Consider the following 23,661-nt stretch of genomic DNA (forward strand, 5'->3'; position numbering starts at 1 on the left):
TTCCTACAAGGACAATGGTTGCGACTACAGGTCACAGGGGTGCACATAACTGTCATACGTTGGTCATAATGGCCGCTTATAACTGTCACGCTCGCCTGCCAGCGCGGGCTCAGGAGTCTGTCGTGAGCTTTACCCCCGCCAACCGTTTGTTTCCTGCAACCCGCCTGCGTCGCAACCGTCGTGATGACTTTTCTCGCCGTCTGGTCCGTGAAAACGTCCTGACCACCAATGACCTGATTCTTCCGGTTTTTGTGCTCGACGGTGAAAACCGTCGTGAAGCGGTTGCCTCGATGCCGGGCGTCGAACGCCTGACCATCGACCTGTTGCTCGAAGAAGCGGCCCGGTGGGTCGAGCTGGGCATTCCAGCCGTGGCGCTGTTCCCGGTGACCCCGGCCGAACTCAAATCCCTCGACGCCGCCGAGGCGTGGAACCCGGAGGGTATCGCCCAGCGTGCCACCCGTGCCCTGCGTGCACGTTTCCCGGAGTTGGGGGTGATTACCGACGTAGCACTGGACCCGTTCACCACCCACGGGCAGGACGGTATTCTGGATGAAGAAGGGTATGTGCAGAACGACGTCACCGTCGATGCGCTGGTCAAACAGGCCTTGTCCCACGCCGCTGCCGGTGCGCAGGTGGTGGCTCCGTCGGACATGATGGACGGCCGCATCCAGGCGATCCGTGAAGCGCTGGAGCTGGCCGGTCACGTCAACGTGCGGATCATGGCTTACTCGGCCAAGTACGCCAGCGCCTATTACGGTCCGTTCCGCGATGCGGTGGGTTCGGCGCTGAACCTGGGCAAGGCCAACAAGGCGTCCTATCAAATGGACCCGGCCAACGGCAACGAAGCCCTGCACGAAGTGGCGGCGGACTTGTCAGAAGGCGCGGATATGGTCATGGTCAAGCCAGGCATGCCGTACCTGGACATCCTTTACCGGGTCAAAGAAGAATTTAAAGTGCCGACCTTTGTCTATCAGGTCAGCGGTGAGTACGCGATGCACATGGCAGCAATCCAGAATGGCTGGTTGAGCGAAGGGGTTATTCTAGAGTCCCTGACCGCTTTTAAACGCGCTGGAGCTGATGGCATCCTGACTTACTTTGCCGTACGTGCCGCTCAATTGTTACGAGAGCAACAATAGCCCTCCCAGGAACATCCGATGAATACCGAAGGACTTACTGAAGTTGCCGTAAAAGAAGCTCAACCCCTGGTTGAGCCTGTCGTCGAAATCGAGCCAGCGCTGGAGCCTGCCCCGCCCGCGGTGGTGGTAGCCGAAGCGGCGCCGGCGGCACCGGCAGTCGCGATTCCAGGCCTGGATGACAGCAGCCTGTACATCCATCGCGAGCTGTCGCAACTGCAGTTCAACATCCGCGTGCTGGAGCAGGCGCTGGATGAGTCCTATCCGTTGCTGGAACGGCTGAAGTTTCTGCTGATTTTTTCCAGCAACCTGGACGAGTTCTTCGAGATTCGTGTTGCCGGGCTCAAGAAACAGATCACCTTCGCCCGTGAACAGGCCGGTGCCGACGGCCTGCAACCGCATCAGGCGCTGGCGCGCATCAGTGATCTGGTGCACGGTCACGTCGATCGCCAATACGCGATCCTCAACGACATCCTGTTGCCGGAACTGGAGAAACATCAGGTCCGCTTCATCCGTCGCCGCTACTGGACTACCAAACTCAAGACCTGGGTGCGCCGCTATTTCCGCGACGAGATCGCGCCGATCATCACCCCGATCGGTCTCGACCCGACGCACCCGTTCCCGTTGCTGGTGAACAAGAGCCTGAACTTCATTGTCGAGCTCGAAGGTATCGATGCATTCGGTCGCGATTCCGGCCTGGCGATCATCCCGGCCCCGCGTTTGCTGCCGCGTGTGATCAAGGTGCCGGAAGAGGTCGGTGGCACCGGCGACAACTATGTGTTCTTGTCGTCGATGATCCACGCACACGCCGACGACCTGTTCCAGGGCATGAAGGTCAAGGGCTGCTATCAGTTCCGCCTGACCCGAAACGCTGACCTTGCGGTCGACACCGAAGACGTCGAAGACCTGGCCCGCGCGCTGCGCGGTGAACTGTTTTCCCGTCGCTACGGTGACGCGGTGCGCCTGGAAGTCGCGGACACCTGCCCGAAACACCTGTCTGACTACCTGCTCAAGCAGTTTAATCTGAGCGAGACCGAGCTGTATCAGGTCAACGGTCCGGTCAACCTGACGCGGCTGTTCAGCATCACTGGCCTGGACAGTCACCCGGAGCTGCAATACACGCCGTTCACGCCGCAGATCCCGAAACTGCTGCAGAACAGCGAGAACATTTTCAGCGTGATCAGCAAGCAGGACATTCTGCTGCTGCACCCGTTCGAGTCTTTCACCCCGGTGGTCGACTTGCTGCGCCAGGCGGCCAAGGACCCGCACGTGTTGGCGGTCCGTCAGACCCTTTACCGCAGCGGCGCCAACTCGGAGATCGTCGATGCGCTGGTCGATGCGGCGCGTAACGGCAAGGAAGTCACCGCGGTGATCGAATTGCGTGCGCGGTTCGACGAAGAGTCCAACCTGCAACTGGCCAGCCGTCTGCAAGCCGCTGGCGCGGTGGTGATCTACGGCGTGGTGGGCTTCAAGACCCACGCCAAGATGATGCTGATCCTGCGCCGCGAGGCCGGCGAGATTGTCCGCTACGCCCACTTGGGCACCGGCAACTACCACGCCGCCAACGCCCGCCTGTACACCGACTACAGCCTGCTGACGTCCGACGACGCCTTGTGCGAGGACGTCGGCAAACTGTTCAGCCAGTTGATCGGCATGGGTAAAACCCTGCGCATGAAGAAACTGCTGCACGCGCCGTTCACGCTGAAGAAGGGCATGCTCGACATGATTGCCCGGGAGACCCAGTTCGCGCTTGATGGCAAACCAGCCCACATCATCGCCAAGTTCAACTCGCTGACCGACCCGAAGGTCATCCGCGCGTTGTACAAGGCCAGCCAGTCCGGGGTTCGGATCGATCTGGTGATACGCGGCATGTGCTGCCTGCGGCCAGGTATCGCCGGGGTTTCGCACAACATCCACGTGCGCTCGATCATCGGTCGCTTCCTGGAACACACACGGGTCTTCTACTTCCTCAACGGCGGTGAAGAGCAGATGTTCCTGTCGAGTGCCGACTGGATGGAGCGCAACCTCGATAAACGCGTCGAGACGTGCTTCCCGGTGGAAGGCAAGAAGCTGATTACCCGGGTCAAGAAAGAGCTGGAGCTTTACCTCACCGATAACACCCACAGCTGGAGCCTGCAGCCGGACGGCCGTTACATCCGCAACACGCCGACCGGCAACCAGAACCCGCGCAGCGCCCAGGCAACCTTGCTGGAGCGTTTGGGCAGCCCGATTCTGACTGTGAGTTAACGCAGGAGAGGGACCGGCATGATGCAAAAGGGCGATCCGCAAGGATCGCCCTTTTGTTTTCAGTGAACGTTAAGCACGAAGTTAACGCGGGTCAGCCATTCCGCTTCCAGCGCGAAGTCGGCCTGGGTCAGCTGGTTTTCGTCCAGCCAGTTCTCCGGGAACAACACATCCAGGGTGTCACCGTTGGCCTGCAACGAGACCTGCGGCATCTTTTGGGTGCCGCGGATGTGATGGAACAGAATCGCGAAGCGCAGGAGCACGCAGAGGCGAATCAGCTTGATGCCGTCATCGCCAAACTCGGCAAACCTGTCCTTGGGAATGTTGCGGCGGTGGCCGCGTACCAGCAGCGCCAGCATCAGTTGGTCTTCACGGGAAAAACCGGCCAGATCGGAGTGTTCGATCAGGTAGGCGCCGTGTTTGTGGAATTGATAATGGGCGATATCCAGCCCGATTTCGTGGACCTTGGCCGCCCAGCCCAGCAGTTCGCGCCAGACGCCGTCATTCAGGTCCCAGTCGTCGGCCACCTGGTCGAACGCATGAAGCGCTTTGCGTTCGACGCGGTCGGCCTGTTCCACGTCGACGTGGTAACGCTCCATGAGCGAGCTGAGAGTGCGTTCGCGGACGTCTTCGTGGTGATGACGGCCTAGCAGGTCATAGAGCACGCCTTCGCGCAGGGCGCCTTCACAGTGGTCCATGCGTTGCAGTTCGAGGGCGTCGAAGATTGCTTCGAGAATCGCCAGGCCAGCCGGGAAAATCGCCCGGCGATCCGGTTTGATGCCTTCGAAATCGATTTTTTCAACGTCACCGAGTTTGATCAGCCTGCGCTTGAGCCAGGACAGACCTTCGGCATTGACCTCGCCAGTCCCGTGGCCACCCGCCTTCAGCGCCAGACCAATGGCACGGATGGTGCCCGAGGAGCCGATCGCTTCATCCCAGGTCAGGCGGTGCAAGGCATGTTCAATGCTCATGATCTCCAGCCGCGCCGCCGTGTAGGCCTGGGCGTAACGGGCCGGGGTGATCTTGCCGTCGCGGAAATAGCGCTGGGTGTAGCTGACGCAGCCCATTTGCAGGCTTTCACGCAGCAGCGGCTCGAAGCGCTGGCCGATGATGAATTCGGTACTGCCACCGCCGATGTCGGCCACCAAGCGCTTGCCCGGTGTGTCGGCGAGGGTGTGGGAGACGCCAAGGTAGATCAGGCGGGCTTCTTCACGACCGGAGATGACTTCTACCGGGTGACCGAGGATTTCTTCGGCGCGGCGGATGAATTCGCCACGGTTGCGAGCCTCGCGCAGGGCGTTGGTACCGACGATCCGCACGGCGCCCGATGGCATGCCGTTGATCAGTTGGGCAAAGCGTTTCAGGCAATCGAGCCCGCGCTGCATGGATTCTTCGGTGAGTTGGCGCTCTTCGTCGATCCCCGCGGCCAACTGAACCTTCTCGCCAAGCCGCTCGAGAATACGGATTTCATTGTGCAGGGCCTTGGCCACGACCATATGGAAGCTGTTCGAGCCCAGGTCGATAGCGGCGATCAGGGACAGATTCTTGGCTTGGGATTGAGGCATGGTGAGGGGGTCTCGGTCGATAACCTCGACATCCTGCCACGATCAACCGCTGCCGCCAACGCACAGTGATTAAAGCCTTGATCCAGCGCAGCATGCCGTGACCGCTTCGCGCTCAATCGCGAGCAGGCTCGCTCCCACATTGGATTTGTGTCGCCTGCAGGACTGACGGCAACAAAGAACCCTGTGGGAGCGAGCCTGCTCGCGATGGCGGCTTGGCAGGAGCCAGAAAATCAGCCCGCGGCTTCCACGGTACCAATGAAATTCGCCAGCTCTGCCGTCTTCGGATTGGCAAACAACACTTTCGGATCGCCCACCTCATGCACCTTGCCCTGGTGCATGAACACCAGTTTGTCGCCGACTTCACGGGCGAAGCGCATTTCATGGGTGACCATGATCAGCGTCATCCCGTCCCTGGCCAGTTGCCGGACCACGCTCAGCACCTCGTTGACGAGCTCCGGGTCGAGTGCCGAGGTGATTTCGTCGCACAGCAGCACTTTCGGCGACATTGCCAGGGCCCGGGCAATCGCGACACGCTGTTGCTGGCCGCCGGACAGTCGATCCGGGAACGCATCGAACTTCTCCGCGAGCCCGACCCGCTCCAGCATCTGTCGCGCCAGTCCGGCGGCTTTGGTCTTGGAGACTTTCTGCACCACTTGCGGCGCGAGCATGACGTTTTCGCCCACCGTCAGGTGCGGGAACAGGTTGAATTGCTGAAACACCATGCCGACCTTCTGTCGCAGGCTGCGCAGGTCGGCGCGGGCGGCGTCGAGGTATTCGCCGTCGACTTCGATCACCCCGTCGTTGATCGACTCCAGGCCGTTCAAGGTGCGCAGCAGGGTCGATTTCCCCGAGCCGCTGCGGCCGATGATCGCCACCACCTGGCCTTCGTCGACGCTCAGGTCGATGCCTTTGAGCACATGGTGATCACCATAATATTTATGCAGGGCGGAAATTCTAAGCAGAGGCATGCAGTCTCCTTTCCAGGTAGCGGGCACTGAGGGACAACGGGTAGCAGAGCAGGAAGTAACCGAGCGCCACGAGGCCGTAGACCATGAAGGGTTCGAAGGTTGCATTGGCGAGCATGCCGCCGGTTTTGGTGAGTTCGGTGAAGCCGATGATCGAGGTCACCGCCGTGCCCTTGACCACCTGCACCGAGAAGCCCACGGTCGGTGCCACGGCAATGCGCAGGGCTTGCGGCAGGATCACGTAGCGCAGTTGTTCAAAAGGATTGAGCGCCAGGCTCGCCGACGCTTCCCACTGCCCGTTGGCGATCGAGTCGACGCAGCCGCGCCAGATCTCCGCCAGGTAAGCGCTGGTAAACAGCGTCAAGGCAATCGCCGCCGCCAGCCACGGCGAAATCTCGATCCCCAGCAGCGCTACGCCGAAAAACACCAGGAACAGCTGCATCAGCAGTGGTGTGCCCTGGAACAGCTCAATGTAGGTACGGGCGAAGCCTCGTGGCAGAGAGTTTTTCGAGATACGCAGGGTCATGATCAGCAAGCCGATCAGCCCGCCGCCGATAAACGCTACCAGCGACAGCGCCAGAGTCCATTGCAGGCCGGTGAGCAGGTTGCGGACGATGTCCCAGAAGGTGAAATCGCTCATTGGTCGTTCCTCGCAATGTAGCGTCGCCCAATCCAGTTCAGTAGCTGGCGGATCAACAAGGCCATGCACAGGTAGACCAGCGTGGTCAGGGCGTAGGTTTCGAAGGCGCGGAAGTTGCGCGACTGAATGAAGTTGGCGGCAAAACTCAGCTCTTGCGTGGCGATCTGTGAGCACACTGCCGAACCGAGCATGACGATGATGATCTGGCTGCTCAGGGCTGGCCAGACCTTGCCCAGCGCCGGCAGCAGCACCACATGGCGGAAGGCTTCGAAGCGGCTCATCGCCAAGGCTGCCGCAGCTTCCAGCTGGCCACGCGGGATCGCTTGAATGCCCGCGCGGATGATTTCCGTCGAATAGGCGCCGAGGTTGATCACCATCGCCAGCACTGCCGCCTGCCATTCGGAAATTTGCAGGCCCAGCGACGGCAAGCCGAAGAAGATGAAGAACAGTTGCACCAGAAACGGTGTGTTGCGGATCAACTCGACGTAAACCCCGAAAATCCCGGCAAACGGACGGATGTTCCACGCCCGCACCACCGCGCCGACAATCCCCAGGCTCACCCCGAGCAGTGCGCCGATGGCCGTCAGCTCAAGGGTGAACAGCGCACCGCGCAGCAGCAGGTCGGTGTTCTGCACCACCGGTAAAAAGTCGAACTGATAGGCCATGGACAGTTTCCTCGATTAAGCGCCGTCGCGACGATCAGAGATCGGCCGGCAGCGGCTGCTTGAGCCAGGTTTGAGCGTTTTTCTCCAGGCTGCCATCGGTCCTGGCGGTGGTCAGGATCTGGTTGACCTTGTCCAGCAACGCCGGCTCGTTCTTGTTCACACCGACGTAGACCGGCGAATCCTTGAGCTTCAGTTTCAGCGCCGGAATGCGTTTCGGGTTGCGCTCACTGATGGTCACCATCACCACATTGCCGCTGGCGATAAGGTCGACTTGCCCTGCGAGGTAAGCGGCGACAGTCGAGTTGTTGTCTTCGAAGCGCTTGATGGTCACGCCTTGCGGAGCCACGGCAGTCAACTCGATGTCTTCGATCGCGCCGCGGGTGACGCTGACGGTTTTACCCTTGAGGTCATCCAGGCCATTGATGGCGACGTCCGGCGGGCCGAACACCGCGAGATAGAAGGGTGCATAGGCTCGGGAGAAGTCGATGACCTTCTCGCGCTCAGGGTTTTTGCCGAGGCTGGAGATCACCAGGTCGACCTTGCCGGTGGTCAGGAACGGGATGCGGTTGGTGCTGTTGACCGGCGTCAGTTCGAGTTTGACCTTGAGCTGGTCGGCCAGCAGTTTGGCGGTGTCGATGTCCAGGCCGCGGGGTTTCATGTCGGGGCCCACCGAGCCAAACGGCGGGAAGTCCTGAGGCACGGCGACCTTGAGCGTGCCGCGTTTGACCACATCCTCCAGGCCGTCGGCATGGGCGGGGAGCTGACAGAGCATCAGGCTGGCGAACAGGGCAGTGAGCAGGGCGCTGCAACGCTGGATCATGGCAATTCTCCGGATTCGGCAAGTGATTTCTGCGAATCGACAGAGCACAGCCCATGCCAACCTCCGGCGAAATGCCTGCAAAGCTACGGATTTACTGGCGTTGATCGGTCTTACTGGTCTGAACAGTTGCGGATTTTTTCGCACCTTGATCGGGCATTGGTCATAGCGCTCGAACCCCCGTGGGGCACGACTTGCCTGACTCGGCGATTAGCTTTACAACTAGCCGCTCACTGGCTTGGCTCGTCTGAAAAACCATGAATTCGATCTCCCGCGCCGTACCTGAAGTGGCGCTGCATGCCATCCGTAAACTGATTGCCGAACAGGGTTTCGGGCCGGGGGACGTGCTGCCTTCGCAGCGTGATCTGGCATTGCAACTGGGCGTGAGTCGGGCGTCGCTGCGTGAGGCGTTGTCATCCTTGAGTGCCTTGGGAGTGATCAGCGTGCAGCCCGGTAAAGGGGTATTTGTTCAGGCAGTCGAGCCATCCCCGGCGGTATCGGGAGTCAGTTGGCCGTTCGCGGCTCAAGCCTCGCCTGTGGATATCTTTCAGCTGCGCTATGCCCTGGAAGGTTTTGCGGCGGGGTTGGCGGCGGTGACGTTGAGCGCCGATGAGCTTGATGCCCTTGAAGATAACGTCGCCGCGATGCGCGACGAGTTACGTGCCGGGGACTTCGACGCGGCGGCGCGGCTGGACTTCGAATTTCATCGGCGAATCCTGCTGGCCAGTGGCAATCAAGCGATGTTGAGCATTCTGACGGCGAGTGCCGAGCTCTTTCTGGAGAGCCAGAAACTACCGTTTATCCGGGTCGAACGGGCCATGGAAACCTGGCAGGAACACCGCAAGATCCTCCGGGCGCTGGCCCGCCGGGCTTCGGGGGCCGCGCAGAAGGCTATGCAGGAGCATGTGCGCAACGCGGCCCTGCGCACAGGAATCTCCTTCGTGACCCCCGCCACGGCGTGACTTGAGCTATACCCAAACTCATGCACCATCATAGCGAGACTCAATCATCTGCGGCTTCCTGAACGAGGGAAGGGCGGCTATGATGGGCCACGTTTTTTTGCTTACAACCTGGAGACTTCCATGAGCAGCGATCTTATCAAACACGTTAGCGACGCTAGCTTCGAAGCTGACGTACTCAAGGCCGAAGGTGCTGTACTGGTCGACTACTGGGCTGAGTGGTGTGGCCCATGCAAGATGATCGCTCCGGTTCTGGACGAAATCGCTGAAACCTACAAAGGTAAGCTGACCGTTGCCAAGCTGAACATCGACGAAAACCAGGAAACCCCGGCCAAGCACGGCGTACGTGGTATCCCGACCCTGATGCTGTTCAAGAACGGCAACGTCGAAGCGACCAAGGTTGGCGCGCTGTCGAAGTCGCAACTGGCTGCCTTCCTCGACGCCAACATCTAAGCGTCGTTGCAAGCGTCATCCAAAAAGCCCCGCAAATAGCGGGGCTTTTTCGTTATTCAGGGCTAGACGCTCCGAAACTCAGGTGTTACATTCGGCCCCGCACTGGTTTCTCCAGCGCCCCCTGCAAGCCGTCGCCGACGCTCTCCTTTTCGAATAAGTACGCGATCCTGTCGCCTTCTCTGCGGCGCGGCCTCATTAAGCCAAAAGCTTAATTTCCCCCCCCTCCATAAATGATTACGTCATTCCTATATGAATCTGACTGAACTCAAGCAAAAGCCGATTACCGAACTGCTCGAATTGGCCGAACAGATGGGCATAGAAAATATGGCCCGTTCGCGCAAGCAGGATGTGATTTTCTCCTTGCTGAAAAAGCACGCGAAAAGCGGCGAGGAAATCTCCGGTGATGGCGTGCTGGAGATTCTCCAGGACGGCTTCGGCTTTCTCCGCTCTGCAGACGCCTCCTATCTCGCCGGCCCAGACGATATCTACGTCTCGCCGAGCCAGATCCGTCGCTTCAACTTGCGCACCGGTGACACCATCGTTGGCAAGATCCGTCCTCCAAAGGAAGGCGAGCGTTATTTCGCACTGCTCAAGGTTGACACGATCAACTACGATCGTCCCGAGAACGCGAAAAACAAGATTCTCTTCGAGAACCTGACCCCGCTGTTCCCGACCGTGCGCATGAAGATGGAAGCCGGTAACGGTTCCACCGAAGACCTCACCGGTCGTGTTATCGACCTGTGCGCTCCGATCGGTAAAGGCCAGCGCGGTCTGATCGTCGCTCCGCCAAAAGCGGGCAAGACGATCATGCTGCAGAACATCGCTGCCAACATCGCGCGTAACAACCCTGAAGTTCACCTGATCGTGCTGCTGATCGACGAACGTCCGGAAGAAGTAACCGAAATGCAGCGCACCGTGCGCGGCGAAGTGGTTGCCTCGACGTTCGACGAGCCGCCAACCCGCCACGTGCAGGTTGCCGAAATGGTGATCGAGAAGGCCAAGCGCCTGGTTGAACACAAGAAAGACGTGGTCATCCTGCTCGACTCCATCACTCGTCTGGCACGTGCCTACAACACCGTGATCCCGAGCTCCGGCAAGGTCCTCACCGGTGGTGTCGATGCCCACGCCCTGGAGAAGCCGAAGCGTTTCTTCGGTGCTGCACGGAACATCGAAGAAGGTGGCTCGCTGACCATCATCGCTACCGCGCTGGTTGAAACCGGCTCGAAGATGGACGAAGTGATCTACGAAGAATTCAAAGGCACCGGCAACATGGAGCTGCCTCTGGACCGCAAGATCGCTGAAAAGCGCGTCTTCCCGGCGATCAACATCAACCGCTCCGGCACCCGCCGCGAAGAGTTGCTGACTGCCGACGACGAGCTGCAGCGCATGTGGATCCTGCGCAAACTGCTGCATCCTATGGATGAGGTCTCTGCCATCGAGTTCCTGGTCGACAAGCTGAAACAGACCAAGACCAACGATGAGTTCTTCCTGTCGATGAAACGCAAGTAAATCGCGGAAGACCAAAAAAGCCGGGGAAACCCGGCTTTTTGCTATCTGACCTTTGATGAATTGCCTGGTCACTCTTCTGAACGGGTGGGTTCGAGGCTAAACTCATGCCCCCGAACGCCATGGCCAAAACGAGGCTAACGCATGCAGTATCGCGACTTGCGCGACTTTATCAGCGGCCTGGAACAGCGCGGCGAACTCAAGCGCATCCAGGTTCCGGTGTCCCCAGTGCTGGAAATGACCGAGGTCTGCGATCGCACCTTGCGGGCCAAGGGCCCGGCGCTGCTGTTCGAAAACCCGACCGGTTATGACATCCCCGTGCTTGGCAACCTGTTCGGTACGCCTGAGCGCGTTGCCCTGGGCATGGGCGCCGAAGCCGTCAGTGAACTGCGCGAGATCGGCAAACTGCTGGCTTTCCTCAAGGAGCCCGAGCCGCCAAAGGGTCTGAAAGACGCCTGGTCCAAGCTGCCGATCTTCCGCAAAATCATTGCCATGGCGCCGAAAGTCGTCAAGGACGCCATCTGCCAGGAAGTGGTCATCGAAGGCGATGACGTCGACCTGGCGATGCTGCCAGTGCAGACCTGCTGGCCCGGCGACGTCGGCCCGCTGATCACCTGGGGCCTGACAGTCACCAAAGGCCCGAACAAGGATCGCCAGAACCTCGGCATCTATCGCCAGCAAGTGATTGGCCGCAACAAAGTCATCATGCGCTGGTTGAGCCACCGTGGCGGCGCGCTGGACTATCGCGAGTGGTGCGAAAAACATCCGGGCCAGCCATTCCCGGTGTCCGTGGCCTTGGGTGCCGACCCTGCAACCATTCTCGGTGCGGTAACGCCGGTGCCGGACAGCCTGTCCGAGTACGCCTTTGCCGGCCTGTTGCGCGGTAACCGCACAGAGCTTGTGAAGTGCCGTGGCAACGACCTGCAAGTGCCGGCGACCGCCGAGATCATTCTCGAAGGCGTGATTCATCCAGGCGAAATGGCCGATGAAGGTCCGTACGGCGACCACACCGGCTATTACAACGAAGTCGACAGCTTCCCGGTGTTCACCGTCGAGCGCATCACGCACCGTATCAAGCCGATTTACCACAGCACCTACACCGGCCGTCCACCGGATGAACCGGCGATTCTCGGTGTGGCGCTGAACGAAGTGTTCGTGCCGATCCTGCAAAAGCAGTTCCCGGAGATCACCGACTTCTACTTGCCACCTGAAGGCTGCTCGTACCGCATGGCCATTGTGACCATGAAAAAGCAGTACCCCGGCCATGCCAAGCGGGTAATGCTCGGTGTCTGGTCGTTTTTGCGACAGTTCATGTACACCAAGTTCGTTATCGTCACTGACGACGATATCAACGCCCGCGACTGGAACGACGTGATCTGGGCCATCACCACGCGCATGGACCCCAAGCGCGATACGGTGATGATCGATAACACGCCGATCGATTACCTCGACTTCGCCTCGCCGATTTCCGGCCTGGGGTCGAAGATGGGACTCGATGCCACGCATAAATGGCCTGGTGAAACCACCCGCGAGTGGGGCCGGGTAATCGTCAAGGATGAGGCGGTGACACGCCGGATCGATGCCATCTGGAATCAGTTAGGAATAGATTGATGCGTGTAACCTTGCAGCCGTCCGGAGCAGTGCTTGAGATACTGCCCGGCGAGCGGATTCTCGATGGGGCGCGGCGCCTGGGCTATGAGTGCCCGCAAAGCTGCCGTAATGGCAACTGCCACGTTTGCGCGGCGTTGCTGGTCGAAGGTCGGGTCAGACAGACCGGCGATGTGCGCGATCACGGCGAGTTCTACACTTGCATAGCAGAGCCGCTGGAAGACTGCATCGTATTGTGGGATGGCGTCCTTGCGCTGGGAGAACTACCGGTGCGCAGCCTGTCGTGTCAGGTCACTGAATGCGTAGACGTTGGCGGTGATACCTGGCGGGTTCGACTACGGGCGCCGGCAGGCAAGCCGCCGCGCTATCACGCCGGGCAGTACCTGTTGCTCGAGCGCGAGAATGGCGAGAAATCAGCTTTCTCGCTGGCCTCTGCGCCGCATTCAGGACGAGACCTGGAGCTGCATGTGCTGGCGCGCGAAGCCAGCGCGCTCAGCCTGATCGAGCAGTTGCAGCGCAATCGCATGGTGCGCATCGAAATGCCCTTCGGCGATACGCATCTGGCCGAGTTGCCTGACTGTCCGCTGGTATTGATGGCGGCGGGTACCGGCATGGGGCAGATCCACAGCCTGATCGAGCATTGCCGGGCCAAGGGCTTCAAGCATCCGGTGCACCTGTACTGGGGCGTGCGGCGACCGGAAGACTTCTATCAGATCGAGCATTGGGATGAATGGCTGAAGCTGCCTAACCTGTTCCTGCACAAGGTCGTCAGCGATCTGTGCGGTTGGGAAGGGCGTTGCGGCATGCTGCACGAGGCGGTTTGCGAAGATTTCCCCGACCTGAAATCCCTGCATGTGTATGCGAGCGGTTCGCCGGCGATGGTTTACGGCACGCTGGACGCCTTGGTCAACGCCGGGATGGACGCACACCAGATGCGCGCTGACGTCTTCGCCTATGCGCCCCGTCCGCAAGCAAGCAACCCTGCCTAGAAGCGTACGCCGGTGGTGATCATCGCTGCGTTAAAGCCGAGCAGAACCAGCTCGGCGGCGACCGGGCCGTAATGCGCGCCCAGTGATGGAATGATCACGGGCGCGACACCGAAGTGGTTGAGCGGAATCTTGTCCTTGGACTCACCGCTGTAACCCTGGAGTAATCCACCGGTCAGCTTTATATACACCGGATAGTCGGCGCTCTCATAACGCTTCCCCGCATAGGCGTAATACGAACGCTGACTGAACGAGTTACGAAAAGTCACTGCACCAAACAACCAACCGGATGCTTCATTGCGTTCAAGGCCGATCAGGTCCTGATTGTTATTGTGATCGGGGTCTGATGAATAGTGTTTGGTGTAGAGGCTACCTTGCAGGTACCAGAAACCCTTGTCTTCTCGAGCCGGGCTTTCGACTGCCAGCGCCGGGGTGGCCAGCGCCAGCAACAGCAGACCGTACATTTTCAGGTTTTTCATCTTGCGACCTCTGTTGGTAATTCGGCTTGCGCCTGTGGAGGCTGCTATACGCCTGCATTCAAAGAAGGGGCGGCAGGGTATCAGACGAATACGTCAGAAAGATCTGTTAAATGACGGTTGATTCTGAACGGACACAAGGTTTATGCATATTTCATTCGGGTATTTAAGATATTTCCAAAAGAGTATTAGGCTATATATCAGGGCTCCTTCATTGGTGCAGTCCTTGATATAGAAGGGTCATACGTCCTTTAGCACTTTTCGTTTTACGTTTACTGCTATATGTTCTATGACGTTAATCTTGCTTACATCCTGTAATACTTGTGGGACTGAACACCCTTTGCCATGACCGCCATTGAATCTGCTTGTTTGAATCTGGCTTACCCTCCGCGGCTCGATCTGGGCGCGCAGCTGACTCACGAACAATTGCTCAGCTCGATGCAGGCCACCATGGCCCGGCACAAGGGCGGGCCGGTCTGGTTATTCGCTTACGGTTCATTGATCTGGCGCCCGGAATGCACAGCCGTCGAGCGGCTGCGCGGACGCGTGCATGGTTACCATCGCGGCTTGTACCTGTGGTCTCATGAACATCGCGGTACACCGGAAATGCCGGGGCTGGTGTTTGGGCTGGATCGTGGCGGTTCTTGCAGCGGCTTTGCCTATCGGCTGCCGGAAGACCAGTTGGAAGCCTCGCTGTTTGCCTTGTGGCAGCGCGAAATGCCGGTTCCGTCTTATCGCCCGCACTGGCTCAATTGCCGGCTGGAAGACGGCAGCAAGGTTCAGGCATTGGGGTTTGTTTTGGAGCGGCACCTGCCCAGCTATGCCGGCAACTTGCCGGACCATGTGCTGAGCCAGGTGTTCGAAAGCGCTTGCGGGCGTTACGGCACCACTCGCGATTATGTCGAGCAAACCGTCCACGCCCTGCGCAGCCACGCCATGCCAGACCGAAATCTGGAGGCGCGGCTCAAGCGCTGCAAGGCTTAAGCGAGCGCTTCGCGACCCTGACTGGCGACTTGCTTGTGCCACAAGGTCGGTGCCAGGCAAGCCATCGCCAGCAGGCACGCACCAACCAGCAACACGAAGCCGCCATCCCAGCCGAAATGGTCCACGGTGTAGCCCATCGCTGCGCTGGCCGCGACCGACCCGCCCAGATACCCGAACAAACCGGTGAAGCCCGCAGCCGTGCCGGCGGCTTTCTTCGGCGCCAGTTCCAGCGCTTGCAGGCCGATCAGCATCACCGGGCCGTAGATCAGGAAGCCGATGGAGAACAGCGCGATCATGTCGATGGTCGGGTTGCCGGCCGGGTTCAGCCAATAAACCAGAGTCGCCACGGTCACCAGTGCCATGAACACCATGCCGGTCAGGCCTCGGTTGCCGCGGAAGATCTTGTCCGACATCCAGCCGCACAGCAGCGTGCCCGGAATACCGGCCCACTCGTAGAAGAAGTACGCCCACGAGGTTTTATCCACGTCAAAGTGCTTGGCTTCCTTCAAGTAGGTCGGCGCCCAGTCCAGTACGCCGTAGCGCAGCAGGTAGACGAAGACGTTGGCCATGGCGATGTACCAGAGCATTTTGTTGCGCAGCACGTACTTGACGAAGATTTCCTTGGCGCTGAATTCGTCTTCGTGGCTGGCGTCGTAGCCTTCCGGGTAATCGTTCTTGTATTTCTCGATGGGCGGCAGGCCTACCGACTGCGGGGTATCGCGCATCACCATGAAGGCGAACACAGCCACCAGCAACGCTACGGCGGCGGGAACGTAGAACGCCGCGTGCCAGTCGTTGAACAGACCCATGCCAAGCAGGAACAACGGGCCGATCAAGCCACCGCCGACGTTATGCGCGACGTTCCAGACCGACACCACGCCACCGCGTTCCTTCTGCGACCACCAATGCACCATGGTCCGGCCACTCGGCGGCCAGCCCATGCCCTGGGCCCAGCCATTGATGAACAGCAGGATGAACATCATGGTCACGCTGGACGTTGCCCACGGTGCGAAACCGAAAATGAACATGACCCCGGCCGATACCAGCAAGCCGAAGGGCAGGAAGTAACGCGGGTTGGAACGGTCGGACACCAGCCCCATCAAAAACTTCGATAAACCGTAGGCAATCGCGATCGCCGACATCGCCAGGCCCAGCTGGCCACGGGTGTAGCCTTCGTCGATCAGGTACGGCATGGCCAGGGAGAAGTTCTTGCGCAGCAGGTAATAACCGGCGTAGCCAAAGAAAATCCCGGCGAAGATTTGCCAGCGCAAGCGCCGGTAGGTGCTGTCTACGTGTTCTTCAGGCAATGGAGCCTGATGTGCGGCAGGACGAAAGAAAGCAAACATTCAAGAGCTCCAGATTTCTTGTTTTGACTGCGGATGCGAATGTTACAGTTTCGTTACCGAAAAAAGCACCGCTTGTCGCCAAGGAAATCCAGAGAAGTGAACGAAAACGCATGTTCTTTTATGAACATGCGCTCTTCAGGTGGAGAGGGACGATTCGGATAATCAGCTGCCATCCCCGGGCAACAGATGTTCCTGGATCTTCTTGCTGTGGGATTCGACCAAATTCCCCTGGTCGTCGAAGCGCAATACGATCAGCCAGTCATAGACGTCTTCCGGCCAGGATTTCTGCCCGGTCAACGCTTGGCCATCGCCACCGAACGCTTCGATCAGATTGTCGATATGTCCGTGATGCCAGGCGATCAATACAACCGGTGCCTGATTCTTCTTGCCGAGCGATTTGACCAGTTTGTCGACTTCTTCATCGGCATAGGGTTGCTCGATCGGAAGGTGCAGACGCTGGGACAGCGGTGTCAGGGTCAGCCGTGGTCGCGCGCTGGACTTGCTGTCGCTGGTGGCGATCAGGCGTTGCGGTACCAGGTTCTTGCTGCCCAGCTGCAGCGGGTCGAAATAATGTGCATAAGCCTCGGCACGCAGCTCGCCACGAGGGCTGAGCCCCATGCCCTGATCGGGTTTTTCCGCGTGCCGGACGATCAGTACGGTGACATTTTTCAGGCCCGGAACCTCCTTGTTATTCTGATTTGCCAATGTCTGCATTGAAATCAACAGTGCAGGCAAGACCGCCAGACTCAATAACAGCTTGCGCAGCATCATGCTCATCCTCCGTCCTGTGATGGGTAAACAGACTCGAAGCGTAGCAGGGAGTCTGGTTCACCGTACCTGCACCACCACCTTTCCAACAGCCTTGCGCTGGCCTAGATCATTGATGGCGTTGGCAGCTTGAGCCAGCGGGTAAACCTGCGACACCAGAGGCTTGAGCTTGCCTTCGGCGAACCAGCCGAACAGTTGCTGGAAGTTTGCGGCGTTGTCTTGTGGCTGGCGTTGGGCGAAGGCGCCCCAGAACACCCCGAGTACGGCTGCCCCCTTGAGCAGGGCGAGGTTCACCGGCAGTTCCGGGATGCGTCCGCTGGCGAAACCGACCACCAGCAGCCGGCCGTTCCAGGCAATGGCGCGGATCGCCTGGTCGAACAGGTCGCCACCCACCGGATCGTAGATCACGTCGGCACCGTTGCCATCGGTCAGGCGCTTGATTTCGTCCTTGAGGTTGGCTTCGCTGTAGTTGATCAGCTCATCGGCGCCGGCAGCCTTGGCCACGGCAAGTTTCTCGGCGCTGCTGGCGGCAGCGATGACCCGGGCGCCCATGGCTTTACCGATTTCCACGGCGGCCAGGCCGACACCGCCTGAAGCGCCGAGCACCAGTAGGGTTTCCCCCGGTTGCAGGTTGCCGCGCTGTTTCAGCGCGTGCATCGAAGTGCCGTAGGTCATGCTGAAGGCGGCGGCGGTGTTGAAGTCCATCGACGGCGGGATAGGCAGTACGTTGTAGCCCGGCACCGCGACTTGCTCGGCAAAACTGCCCCATCCGGTCAGTGCCATGACCCGGTCTCCCACCTTGAGGTGGCTGACTTTTTCGCCCACCGCGCTCACCACTCCAGCCGCTTCACCGCCCGGCGAAAACGGGAAGGGTGGCTTGAACTGGTATTTGCCCTCGATGATCAGCGTGTCCGGGAAGTTCACCCCGGCCGCATGCACGTCCAGCAGGATTTCGTTCTTCTTGGCGACAGGACTCGCGACTTCTTCCAGCACCAGCGATTCGGCAGGGCCGAAGGCTTTGCACAGCACGGCTTTCATCAGGGCTATTCCTTTGGGAGTGATGGCCGATAAGTGTAGGTGTGTGAGTCAACGGGTCAACGAGCATGCCCGACCCTGATAGGCAGCCATAAGCTTTGTGCTTGGGCTGCGGGTGGTTATGCTAGGCCGCAAACCGGATGAGGAGCGAATTGTGAAAGCGTGGATCATGTTGATGCTGGCCCTGTCTCTGCCTGTGGCAGCGATGGCCGAAGAAGCCAAAGAAGGCGAAGCACCGAAAGTCACCTATATCAGCCTGACCCCACCGTTCGTAGGCAACTATGGGCTCGATGGCACCCCGAAGCTCAAGGTCTACAAGGCTGATGTGGCGTTGCGGGTAAGCGGTGACGAAGCGGTCAAGGCTGTGAAGGCCAACGAGCCGTTGATCCGTAATCAGCTGGTGGCACTGTTTTCTCAGCAAACCACTGAGGCCATGAACAACGTTGAAGCGAAAGAGAAGTTGCGTCAGGAAGCCTTGAAGCAGACCCAGCAAGTGATGAATGACGAGACCGGCAAGCCGATGGTGGACGATCTGTTGTTCAATAACCTGATCATCCAGTAAACAACCTGTGGCGCGGGGGCAAGCCCCTCGCCAGATGATGTATTCAGGACGCCAGGCTTTTGCGAAACCGCTTCAGCGCAATCGCAAAGAACAGCAAGCCAATGGCGCTCAGCGCCAGTAAGTCCGGCCAGACCACGCTGACCCCGGCGTCGCGAAACAGGATTGCGGCGCTGAGGCTGACGAAGTGCGTTGACGGCGAGCCCTGCATCACCCATTGCAGCCATTGCGGCATGCTGTCCAGCGGTGTGCTGCCGCCGGACAGCAGCAGCATTGGAATGATCACCGGAATGGCCAGCAGGCCGAACTGGGGTGTCGAGCGGGCCAGGGTCGCGAGGAAAATACCCAGCGCCGTGCTGGCGAACAGATACACGGCGGTCACCAGCAAAAACAACGTCATGGAACCCGCCAGCGGCACTCCCAGCGCACCTTTGACGATCACCTCCAGCGATGCCCAGGTGCACAGCACCACCACCAGCATGTTGCTCCAGATTTTCGCCAGCATGATTTCCAGTGCTGTCAGCGGCAGCACCAGCAAGTGGTCGAGCGTGCCATGTTCGCGCTCACGCAGCAGTGCCGTGCCAGTCAAGATGATGGCGAGGATGGTGATGTTGTTGACGATCTGAATCACCGCCAGGAACCAGCCGCCTTCCAGATTGGTATTGAACAGCGAACGGGTGGTCAGCAGGGCCGGGGCTTTACCGGCCGGGTCGCTTTGGTCGTTGTAGCTCAACAGTTCGCGCTGGAAAATCCGTGCGATGTAACCCGCGCCCATGAACGCCTGGCTCATGGCCGTGGCATCGACATTGACCTGCACCGCCGGCTGGCGCCCGGCCAACATATCCGCCTGAAAACTGGCTGGCACGTTGATGACAAAGGTGTACTGGCCGCTGTCCATGACCTGATCCAGTTGCCCGTAAGGTAACAACACCGGATGCTGGAATTCCGGAGGTTGCAGGCTCTGGGCCAGTTGTCGCGACAGGTTGCTGTGATCTTCGTCGACGATGGCGACACTGGCGTTATGCACGCCAATCACCGAGCCTGCGGCCGGCATGTAGATCGCCACCGTAAAGGCGTAGAACAGGAACAGCAGCAAGACGCTGTCATGCTGCAGGCTGCTCATTTCCTTGAGGCCAAGGCGCAGAATGTGCGCGAGCTTGTGCATCAGGCCTCCTGCTTTTTCAGCATGACCAGGCTGAGCCCGGTGAACCCGACAAAGAACCCGAACAGCGCCAGGCATTGCGGCCATAACTGCCGCATATCCAGCGCCTTGGTGAAGGTGCCGACGGTAATATCGAGGAAGTAGCCCGCAGGAAACAGCATGCCCATGACTGCCGCCGCGCCATCGAGGGATGAGCGCGGCACGATCAGCCCGGAAAACTGGATGGTTGGCAGGCTGGTGATGATCATGGTGCCGAGGATGGCGGCGATCTGGGTCCGGGTGAACGCCGAAATCAGCAGGCCCATGCTGGTGGTTGCCAGCACGTACAGCAATCCGCCGAAGGCCAGGGTCAACGCACTGCCCTTGAATGGCACGCCAAAGAGCCAGCGGTTCATGGCCGTCAGGACTGCGAGGTTAATCAGGCTCAACACCAAATACGGCGCTTGTTTACCCAGCAAAAACTCCAGGCGGGTCAGGGGCGTGGCGTAGAAATTGGTGATCGAGCCGAGTTCTTTCTCCCGCACGATCCCCAGTGCGGTGAGCATGGCCGGGATGAACGCGAGGATCAGTGCCATCACCCCGGGCCCGATGGCGTTGACGCTGACCACATCCTGGTTGTAGCGGAAACGGGTTTCCAGTTTGGCGGCTGGCTGTCGATTCAGCGCAGGGCTGCTCTGCTCGGCCAGTTGTTCAATGTTGGCCAGGTGCACGGCCTCCACATAGTTGCGACTGGTCTCGGCGCGAAATGGCATGCCGCCATCAAGCCAGGCCGCCACGGTCGGTTGGCGACCGGCGAACAGGTCGCGACCAAAGCCCGGAGGGATCTCCAGCGCCAATTTGATTTCCGAGCGCTGAAGACGGCGATGCAGTTCCGCGGCATCGTGGATCGACGGCTGCTCGCTGAAGTAGCGAGAGCCGCGAAAAGCTTCCAGGTAGGCGCGGCTTTGCGGCGTCTGGTCCTGGTCGTAGACGGCGAAGGCGAGTTTTTCCACGTCCAGGGAAATGCCGTAGCCGAAGATCACCATCATGAAAATCGCCCCCAGCAGGGCGAAGGCCATTCGTACTTTGTCCCGAAGCAATTCCTTGCCTTCGCGACTGGCAACCGCCACCAGGCGCCCGAGGCTGAAGCCGCGATCCTTCAACGGCATGACAGGCTTGATTGTCGCGTCGGTGGGGACGGCAGGCATTGGTGGCTCGGCGGGGCCTTGAGCGTGTTCCAGGCAGGTAACAAATGCCGCTTCCAGTGTCTGCCCCCGGAATTGCTGTTGCAGTGCCGCCGGGGTATCGCAGGCGAGTACCTTGCCAGCGTGCATCAGCGAAATGCGGTCGCAGCGCTGGGCTTCGTTCATGAAGTGGGTCGAGAGAAAGATCGTTACGCCTTGCTCGCGCGACAACTCGATCAGCAGCCGCCAGAAATCGTCCCGTGCTGCCGGGTCCACGCCGGAGGTCGGTTCGTCGAGGATCAGCACTTCCGGGCGATGCAGCACCGCCACCGCCAGCGACAAACGCTGGCGCAGGCCCAACGGCAATGCACCGGATTGCTGTTCGGCGACGCTGCCCAGGTTGAAGCGCTGGATCAGCTCGTCGATGCGCCGGGCGCTGTCGGCTTTGGGCAAGTCGAACAGCCGCGCATGCAAATCGAGGTTCCGCCGCACGCTGAGCTCGCCATACAACGAGAAGCTTTGAGACATGAAGCCGACCCGTTTGCGGGTGGCCAGGTCCTTGGCATTCACCGGGTTACCCAGCAGCGAGGCGCGGCCTTCGCTGGCCGGTATCAGCCCGGTGAGGACTTTCATGGTGGTGGTTTTGCCGCAGCCGTTGGAGCCCAGGAAGCCGAAAATCTCCCCGCGTCCGATGGCAAAGCTGACCTTGTCTACTGCGGTGAAATCACCGAAGCGCAGGGTCAGGTCGTGGGCTTCGATGGCAATGTCGGTGCTGGCGCGGGTTCTGGGTGCGATGACCAGTGATTGCTTGTCGTGGTCGCGGTTACCTTGAAAATGGGTGAACGCTTCATCGAGTTTGGCGCTGGCGGTGACAGCGACCAGTTCGTGCGTCATGCCGGTTGCGATCAGCTTGCCGCCGTCGAGCATCAGGCAGTGTTCGAATTGCTCGGCTTCTTCCATGTAGGCGGTGGCGACCAGCAATGTCAGCTGCGGACGTTGCTGGCGCACGTCGTCGATCAGCTCCCAGAAGCGCCGCCGTGACAAGGGATCGACGCCGGTGGTGGGTTCGTCGAGGATCAGCAAATCCGGCTCATGGATCAGCGCACAACAGAGTCCGAGCTTTTGCTTCATGCCTCCCGATAGCTTGCCTGCGGGACGATCGGCAAAACCCAGCAGATCGGTGGCCAGCAGCAGGCTATGCATGCGCTGCTCGAAGTCAGCTTTCGAGAGCCCGAACAGGGTGGCAAAAAAGTGGATGTTCTCGCGGATCGACAGTTCGGGGTACAGATTGCCGCCCAGGCCTTGAGGCATGAACGCAATGCGAGCGTAGAGGCTGTTGCGATGAAGGCGATCCTGGATTGAGCCGCCGAGCACCTCCAGTTGGCCTTGTTGCAGGGTCTTCACACCGGCGATCAGCCCCAGCAGGCTCGATTTGCCGGCGCCATCCGGGCCGATCAGCCCGCAGCGAGTGCCGGCCGGCAGGCTGAACGCGATGTCGGCCAGTGCCTGCTGCTTGCCATAACGGTGCTGGAGGCCGGAGATGTGCAGCGCCGGAGCGGTCATTGCAGATTGGCCGGCCAGTCAACAGGGGCGGTGCGTACATAACCGGCACCGGGCATGCCCGGTTTGGCCTGGGGCATGGCACTCGGGTCAGTCAGTCGCAGCTTGACGCGAAACACCAGCTTTTGCCGCTCGTCGCGCGTTTCGACCTCTTTGGGGGTGAACTGCGATTTGGCCGCCACGAAACTGATTTTTGCCGGCAGCGGATGGCCGGGCAGGGCGTCGAGCAGGATCCGGGCTTCATCGCCGACGGTCAGGCGTCCGGTGACGGACGCTGAGAGGTAAAGATTCATGTACTGATCATTCGGATCGATCAGCATTAATACGCGTCCGCCCGCACCGAGCACCTCGCCGGGCTCGGCCATGCGGAGCTGGATGACGCCGTCGATCGGCGCCCGCAAACTGCTGTCGTCGATTTCGCTGGTCAACTGGGCGACCTGCGCCTGAGCTGCGCCAATGGCGGCCCCGACGGCCGAAACCTGGGCGCGGGCCGCAGCGACGGCGGCATTGGCGGTGTCGAAGCGCGCCTGTTGTTGATCGATGATCTGGCCGCTGGCGTAACCGCGCCTGAACAGTTCCTGGGAGCGTTTGAGTTCCTGTTGGGCGAGCAATTGCTCACTCTGGCGCAACTGCACATTGGCCTGGGCGGCAGAAAGGTTCTCCCGGGCACGCAGTACTTCGGCTTCGGCCTGGTTGCGCTGGGCTTCGAGGGTGCGGGTGTCCATGCGCGCCAGCAATTGCCCCTTGATCACCTTGTCGCCTTCATTGACGCGCACTTCGGCCAGTCGCCCGGGCGTTTTACTGGCGATCTGCACTTCGGTGGCTTCGAGGCGTCCGTTGCCGACATACAGGCCTTCAGGCAGGCGGTCATGCATCGATTTCCAGTAACCAAAGCTCCCGGCGGCCAGCAGCAGAATGATCAGAGAGCTGGCGAAAAAAATCGAAGAACGGCTGTGCGTTGACATTCGGGCATCCTGCGACGGTAACGTCCTAGTTTGAACGGGCGAGCGCCGAGGCGACTTGATGTCCGTCAACTGAAGGCCAAGCCTGACCCGATTGACCAGGTG

Annotated in this window: 21 protein-coding genes; 9 read left to right on the top strand and 12 right to left on the bottom strand. The window is 59.9% G+C overall.

Annotation, left to right across the window (positions count from 1 at the left end; all coding sequences use genetic code 11):
- Positions 1-122 precede the first annotated feature (122 nt).
- The gene (hemB, locus tag AC1DHT_RS00625; RefSeq protein WP_427538779.1) at positions 123-1,136 is read left to right on the top strand and encodes a porphobilinogen synthase; all 1,014 of its coding nucleotides are present in this window, start codon (positions 123-125) and stop codon (positions 1,134-1,136) included.
- Positions 1,137-1,154: 18 nt separating this feature from the next.
- The gene (gene ppk1 / locus AC1DHT_RS00630) at positions 1,155-3,380 is read left to right on the top strand and encodes a polyphosphate kinase 1 (protein WP_427538776.1); all 2,226 of its coding nucleotides are present in this window, start codon (positions 1,155-1,157) and stop codon (positions 3,378-3,380) included.
- A 59-nt stretch (positions 3,381-3,439) separates the two neighbouring features.
- Here ppk1 and ppx read toward each other — a convergent pair whose 3' ends face one another.
- From ppx to AC1DHT_RS00655, 5 genes are all read right to left on the bottom strand, one after another.
- Positions 3,440-4,942 carry an exopolyphosphatase gene (gene ppx / locus AC1DHT_RS00635; protein ID WP_427538773.1) on the bottom strand — a complete coding sequence of 501 codons (1,503 nt, stop codon included), beginning with the start codon at positions 4,940-4,942 and terminating at the stop codon, positions 3,440-3,442.
- A 230-nt stretch (positions 4,943-5,172) separates the two neighbouring features.
- Entirely contained in the window at positions 5,173-5,910 is a 738-nt protein-coding gene (locus AC1DHT_RS00640; RefSeq protein WP_427529723.1) for an amino acid ABC transporter ATP-binding protein, read from the bottom strand.
- Complete coding sequence (locus AC1DHT_RS00645) at positions 5,897-6,547, bottom strand: amino acid ABC transporter permease (RefSeq protein WP_103317849.1); 651 nt, start codon at positions 6,545-6,547, stop codon at positions 5,897-5,899. Before AC1DHT_RS00645 ends, AC1DHT_RS00640 begins: the two co-directional genes overlap by 14 nt.
- Positions 6,544-7,212, bottom strand: coding sequence for an amino acid ABC transporter permease (locus AC1DHT_RS00650; RefSeq protein WP_347928300.1), 669 nt, complete (start codon positions 7,210-7,212; stop codon positions 6,544-6,546). The genes AC1DHT_RS00645 and AC1DHT_RS00650 overlap by 4 nt, the downstream gene beginning before the upstream one ends.
- A gap of 34 nt (positions 7,213-7,246) precedes the next feature.
- Positions 7,247-8,032 (bottom strand): transporter substrate-binding domain-containing protein, encoded by a 786-nt coding sequence (locus AC1DHT_RS00655; RefSeq protein ID WP_427538769.1) that lies wholly within the window; start codon positions 8,030-8,032, stop codon positions 7,247-7,249.
- Between the two features lie 254 nt (positions 8,033-8,286).
- On the opposite strand from AC1DHT_RS00655, the gene AC1DHT_RS00660 reads away from it, so the two are divergent.
- The 5 genes from AC1DHT_RS00660 to AC1DHT_RS00680 all read left to right on the top strand — a co-directional run bounded on the left by AC1DHT_RS00660 (position 8,287) and on the right by AC1DHT_RS00680 (position 13,544).
- Positions 8,287-8,991: a FadR/GntR family transcriptional regulator gene (locus AC1DHT_RS00660; RefSeq protein ID WP_427538766.1), complete on the top strand. Its 705-nt coding sequence runs from the start codon at positions 8,287-8,289 to the stop codon at positions 8,989-8,991.
- Positions 8,992-9,111: 120 nt separating this feature from the next.
- Complete coding sequence (gene trxA, locus AC1DHT_RS00665) at positions 9,112-9,441, top strand: thioredoxin TrxA (protein ID WP_003206727.1); 330 nt, start codon at positions 9,112-9,114, stop codon at positions 9,439-9,441.
- 249 nt (positions 9,442-9,690) lie between these two features.
- Positions 9,691-10,950 (top strand): transcription termination factor Rho, encoded by a 1,260-nt coding sequence (rho, locus tag AC1DHT_RS00670; RefSeq protein ID WP_007899384.1) that lies wholly within the window; start codon positions 9,691-9,693, stop codon positions 10,948-10,950.
- 141 nt (positions 10,951-11,091) lie between these two features.
- Positions 11,092-12,558 carry a 4-hydroxy-3-polyprenylbenzoate decarboxylase gene (gene ubiD / locus AC1DHT_RS00675; protein ID WP_123426241.1) on the top strand — a complete coding sequence of 489 codons (1,467 nt, stop codon included), beginning with the start codon at positions 11,092-11,094 and terminating at the stop codon, positions 12,556-12,558.
- A complete protein-coding gene (locus tag AC1DHT_RS00680; protein ID WP_427538763.1) occupies positions 12,558-13,544 on the top strand; it encodes a CDP-6-deoxy-delta-3,4-glucoseen reductase in 987 nt (328 codons plus the stop codon). Before ubiD ends, AC1DHT_RS00680 begins: the two co-directional genes overlap by 1 nt.
- On the opposite strand, the gene AC1DHT_RS00685 is transcribed toward AC1DHT_RS00680, so the two are convergent.
- Positions 13,541-14,020 carry a sn-glycerol-3-phosphate transporter gene (locus AC1DHT_RS00685; RefSeq protein WP_427538760.1) on the bottom strand — a complete coding sequence of 160 codons (480 nt, stop codon included), beginning with the start codon at positions 14,018-14,020 and terminating at the stop codon, positions 13,541-13,543. The two genes, AC1DHT_RS00680 and AC1DHT_RS00685, sit on opposite strands and share 4 nt — an antisense overlap.
- Before the next feature lie 342 nt (positions 14,021-14,362).
- On the opposite strand from AC1DHT_RS00685, the gene AC1DHT_RS00690 reads away from it, so the two are divergent.
- Positions 14,363-15,001: a gamma-glutamylcyclotransferase gene (locus tag AC1DHT_RS00690; RefSeq protein WP_427538757.1), complete on the top strand. Its 639-nt coding sequence runs from the start codon at positions 14,363-14,365 to the stop codon at positions 14,999-15,001.
- On the opposite strand, the gene glpT is transcribed toward AC1DHT_RS00690, so the two are convergent.
- From glpT to AC1DHT_RS00705, 3 genes are all read right to left on the bottom strand, one after another.
- Positions 14,998-16,347: a glycerol-3-phosphate transporter gene (gene glpT / locus AC1DHT_RS00695; RefSeq protein WP_054594577.1), complete on the bottom strand. Its 1,350-nt coding sequence runs from the start codon at positions 16,345-16,347 to the stop codon at positions 14,998-15,000. The two genes, AC1DHT_RS00690 and glpT, sit on opposite strands and share 4 nt — an antisense overlap.
- Positions 16,348-16,509: 162 nt before the next feature.
- Complete coding sequence (locus AC1DHT_RS00700) at positions 16,510-17,124, bottom strand: flagellar basal body-associated protein FliL (protein ID WP_427538754.1); 615 nt, start codon at positions 17,122-17,124, stop codon at positions 16,510-16,512.
- Between the two features lie 51 nt (positions 17,125-17,175).
- The gene (locus tag AC1DHT_RS00705) at positions 17,176-18,153 is read right to left on the bottom strand and encodes an NADPH:quinone oxidoreductase family protein (protein WP_427538751.1); all 978 of its coding nucleotides are present in this window, start codon (positions 18,151-18,153) and stop codon (positions 17,176-17,178) included.
- Positions 18,154-18,304: 151 nt separating this feature from the next.
- Here AC1DHT_RS00705 and AC1DHT_RS00710 point away from each other — a divergent pair, with 151 nt between their 5' ends.
- Positions 18,305-18,712: a flagellar basal body-associated protein FliL gene (locus AC1DHT_RS00710; RefSeq protein ID WP_427538748.1), complete on the top strand. Its 408-nt coding sequence runs from the start codon at positions 18,305-18,307 to the stop codon at positions 18,710-18,712.
- Between the two features lie 43 nt (positions 18,713-18,755).
- Here the strand turns inward: AC1DHT_RS00710 and AC1DHT_RS00715 are convergent, their stop codons facing one another.
- From AC1DHT_RS00715 to AC1DHT_RS00725, 3 genes are read right to left on the bottom strand one after another with little or no spacing between them, the layout of a single operon-like run.
- Positions 18,756-19,874 (bottom strand): ABC transporter permease, encoded by a 1,119-nt coding sequence (locus AC1DHT_RS00715; protein ID WP_427538745.1) that lies wholly within the window; start codon positions 19,872-19,874, stop codon positions 18,756-18,758.
- A complete protein-coding gene (gene rbbA / locus AC1DHT_RS00720; protein WP_427538742.1) occupies positions 19,874-22,597 on the bottom strand; it encodes a ribosome-associated ATPase/putative transporter RbbA in 2,724 nt (907 codons plus the stop codon). The genes AC1DHT_RS00715 and rbbA overlap by 1 nt, the downstream gene beginning before the upstream one ends.
- A complete protein-coding gene (locus AC1DHT_RS00725) occupies positions 22,594-23,559 on the bottom strand; it encodes an HlyD family secretion protein (RefSeq protein WP_427538739.1) in 966 nt (321 codons plus the stop codon). The genes rbbA and AC1DHT_RS00725 overlap by 4 nt, the downstream gene beginning before the upstream one ends.
- Positions 23,560-23,661 lie beyond the last annotated feature (102 nt).

The organism is Pseudomonas sp. 05N432 (assembly GCF_056396945.1).

What these genes read in the sequence shown, in the direction of transcription:
- ppk1 (WP_427538776.1), top strand. Translation starts at nt 1,155, where the DNA reads ATGAATACCGAAGGACTTACTGAAGTTGCCGTAAAAGAAGCTCAACCC.
- ppx (WP_427538773.1), bottom strand. Translation starts at nt 4,942, where the DNA reads ATGCCTCAATCCCAAGCCAAGAATCTGTCCCTGATCGCCGCTATCGAC.
- AC1DHT_RS00640 (WP_427529723.1), bottom strand. Translation starts at nt 5,910, where the DNA reads ATGCCTCTGCTTAGAATTTCCGCCCTGCATAAATATTATGGTGATCAC.
- AC1DHT_RS00645 (WP_103317849.1), bottom strand. Translation starts at nt 6,547, where the DNA reads ATGAGCGATTTCACCTTCTGGGACATCGTCCGCAACCTGCTCACCGGC.
- AC1DHT_RS00650 (WP_347928300.1), bottom strand. Translation starts at nt 7,212, where the DNA reads ATGGCCTATCAGTTCGACTTTTTACCGGTGGTGCAGAACACCGACCTG.
- AC1DHT_RS00655 (WP_427538769.1), bottom strand. Translation starts at nt 8,032, where the DNA reads ATGATCCAGCGTTGCAGCGCCCTGCTCACTGCCCTGTTCGCCAGCCTG.
- AC1DHT_RS00660 (WP_427538766.1), top strand. Translation starts at nt 8,287, where the DNA reads ATGAATTCGATCTCCCGCGCCGTACCTGAAGTGGCGCTGCATGCCATC.
- trxA (WP_003206727.1), top strand. Translation starts at nt 9,112, where the DNA reads ATGAGCAGCGATCTTATCAAACACGTTAGCGACGCTAGCTTCGAAGCT.
- rho (WP_007899384.1), top strand. Translation starts at nt 9,691, where the DNA reads ATGAATCTGACTGAACTCAAGCAAAAGCCGATTACCGAACTGCTCGAA.
- ubiD (WP_123426241.1), top strand. Translation starts at nt 11,092, where the DNA reads ATGCAGTATCGCGACTTGCGCGACTTTATCAGCGGCCTGGAACAGCGC.
- AC1DHT_RS00680 (WP_427538763.1), top strand. Translation starts at nt 12,558, where the DNA reads ATGCGTGTAACCTTGCAGCCGTCCGGAGCAGTGCTTGAGATACTGCCC.
- AC1DHT_RS00685 (WP_427538760.1), bottom strand. Translation starts at nt 14,020, where the DNA reads ATGAAAAACCTGAAAATGTACGGTCTGCTGTTGCTGGCGCTGGCCACC.
- AC1DHT_RS00690 (WP_427538757.1), top strand. Translation starts at nt 14,363, where the DNA reads ATGACCGCCATTGAATCTGCTTGTTTGAATCTGGCTTACCCTCCGCGG.
- glpT (WP_054594577.1), bottom strand. Translation starts at nt 16,347, where the DNA reads ATGTTTGCTTTCTTTCGTCCTGCCGCACATCAGGCTCCATTGCCTGAA.
- AC1DHT_RS00700 (WP_427538754.1), bottom strand. Translation starts at nt 17,124, where the DNA reads ATGAGCATGATGCTGCGCAAGCTGTTATTGAGTCTGGCGGTCTTGCCT.
- AC1DHT_RS00705 (WP_427538751.1), bottom strand. Translation starts at nt 18,153, where the DNA reads ATGAAAGCCGTGCTGTGCAAAGCCTTCGGCCCTGCCGAATCGCTGGTG.
- AC1DHT_RS00715 (WP_427538745.1), bottom strand. Translation starts at nt 19,874, where the DNA reads ATGCACAAGCTCGCGCACATTCTGCGCCTTGGCCTCAAGGAAATGAGC.
- rbbA (WP_427538742.1), bottom strand. Translation starts at nt 22,597, where the DNA reads ATGACCGCTCCGGCGCTGCACATCTCCGGCCTCCAGCACCGTTATGGC.
- AC1DHT_RS00725 (WP_427538739.1), bottom strand. Translation starts at nt 23,559, where the DNA reads ATGTCAACGCACAGCCGTTCTTCGATTTTTTTCGCCAGCTCTCTGATC.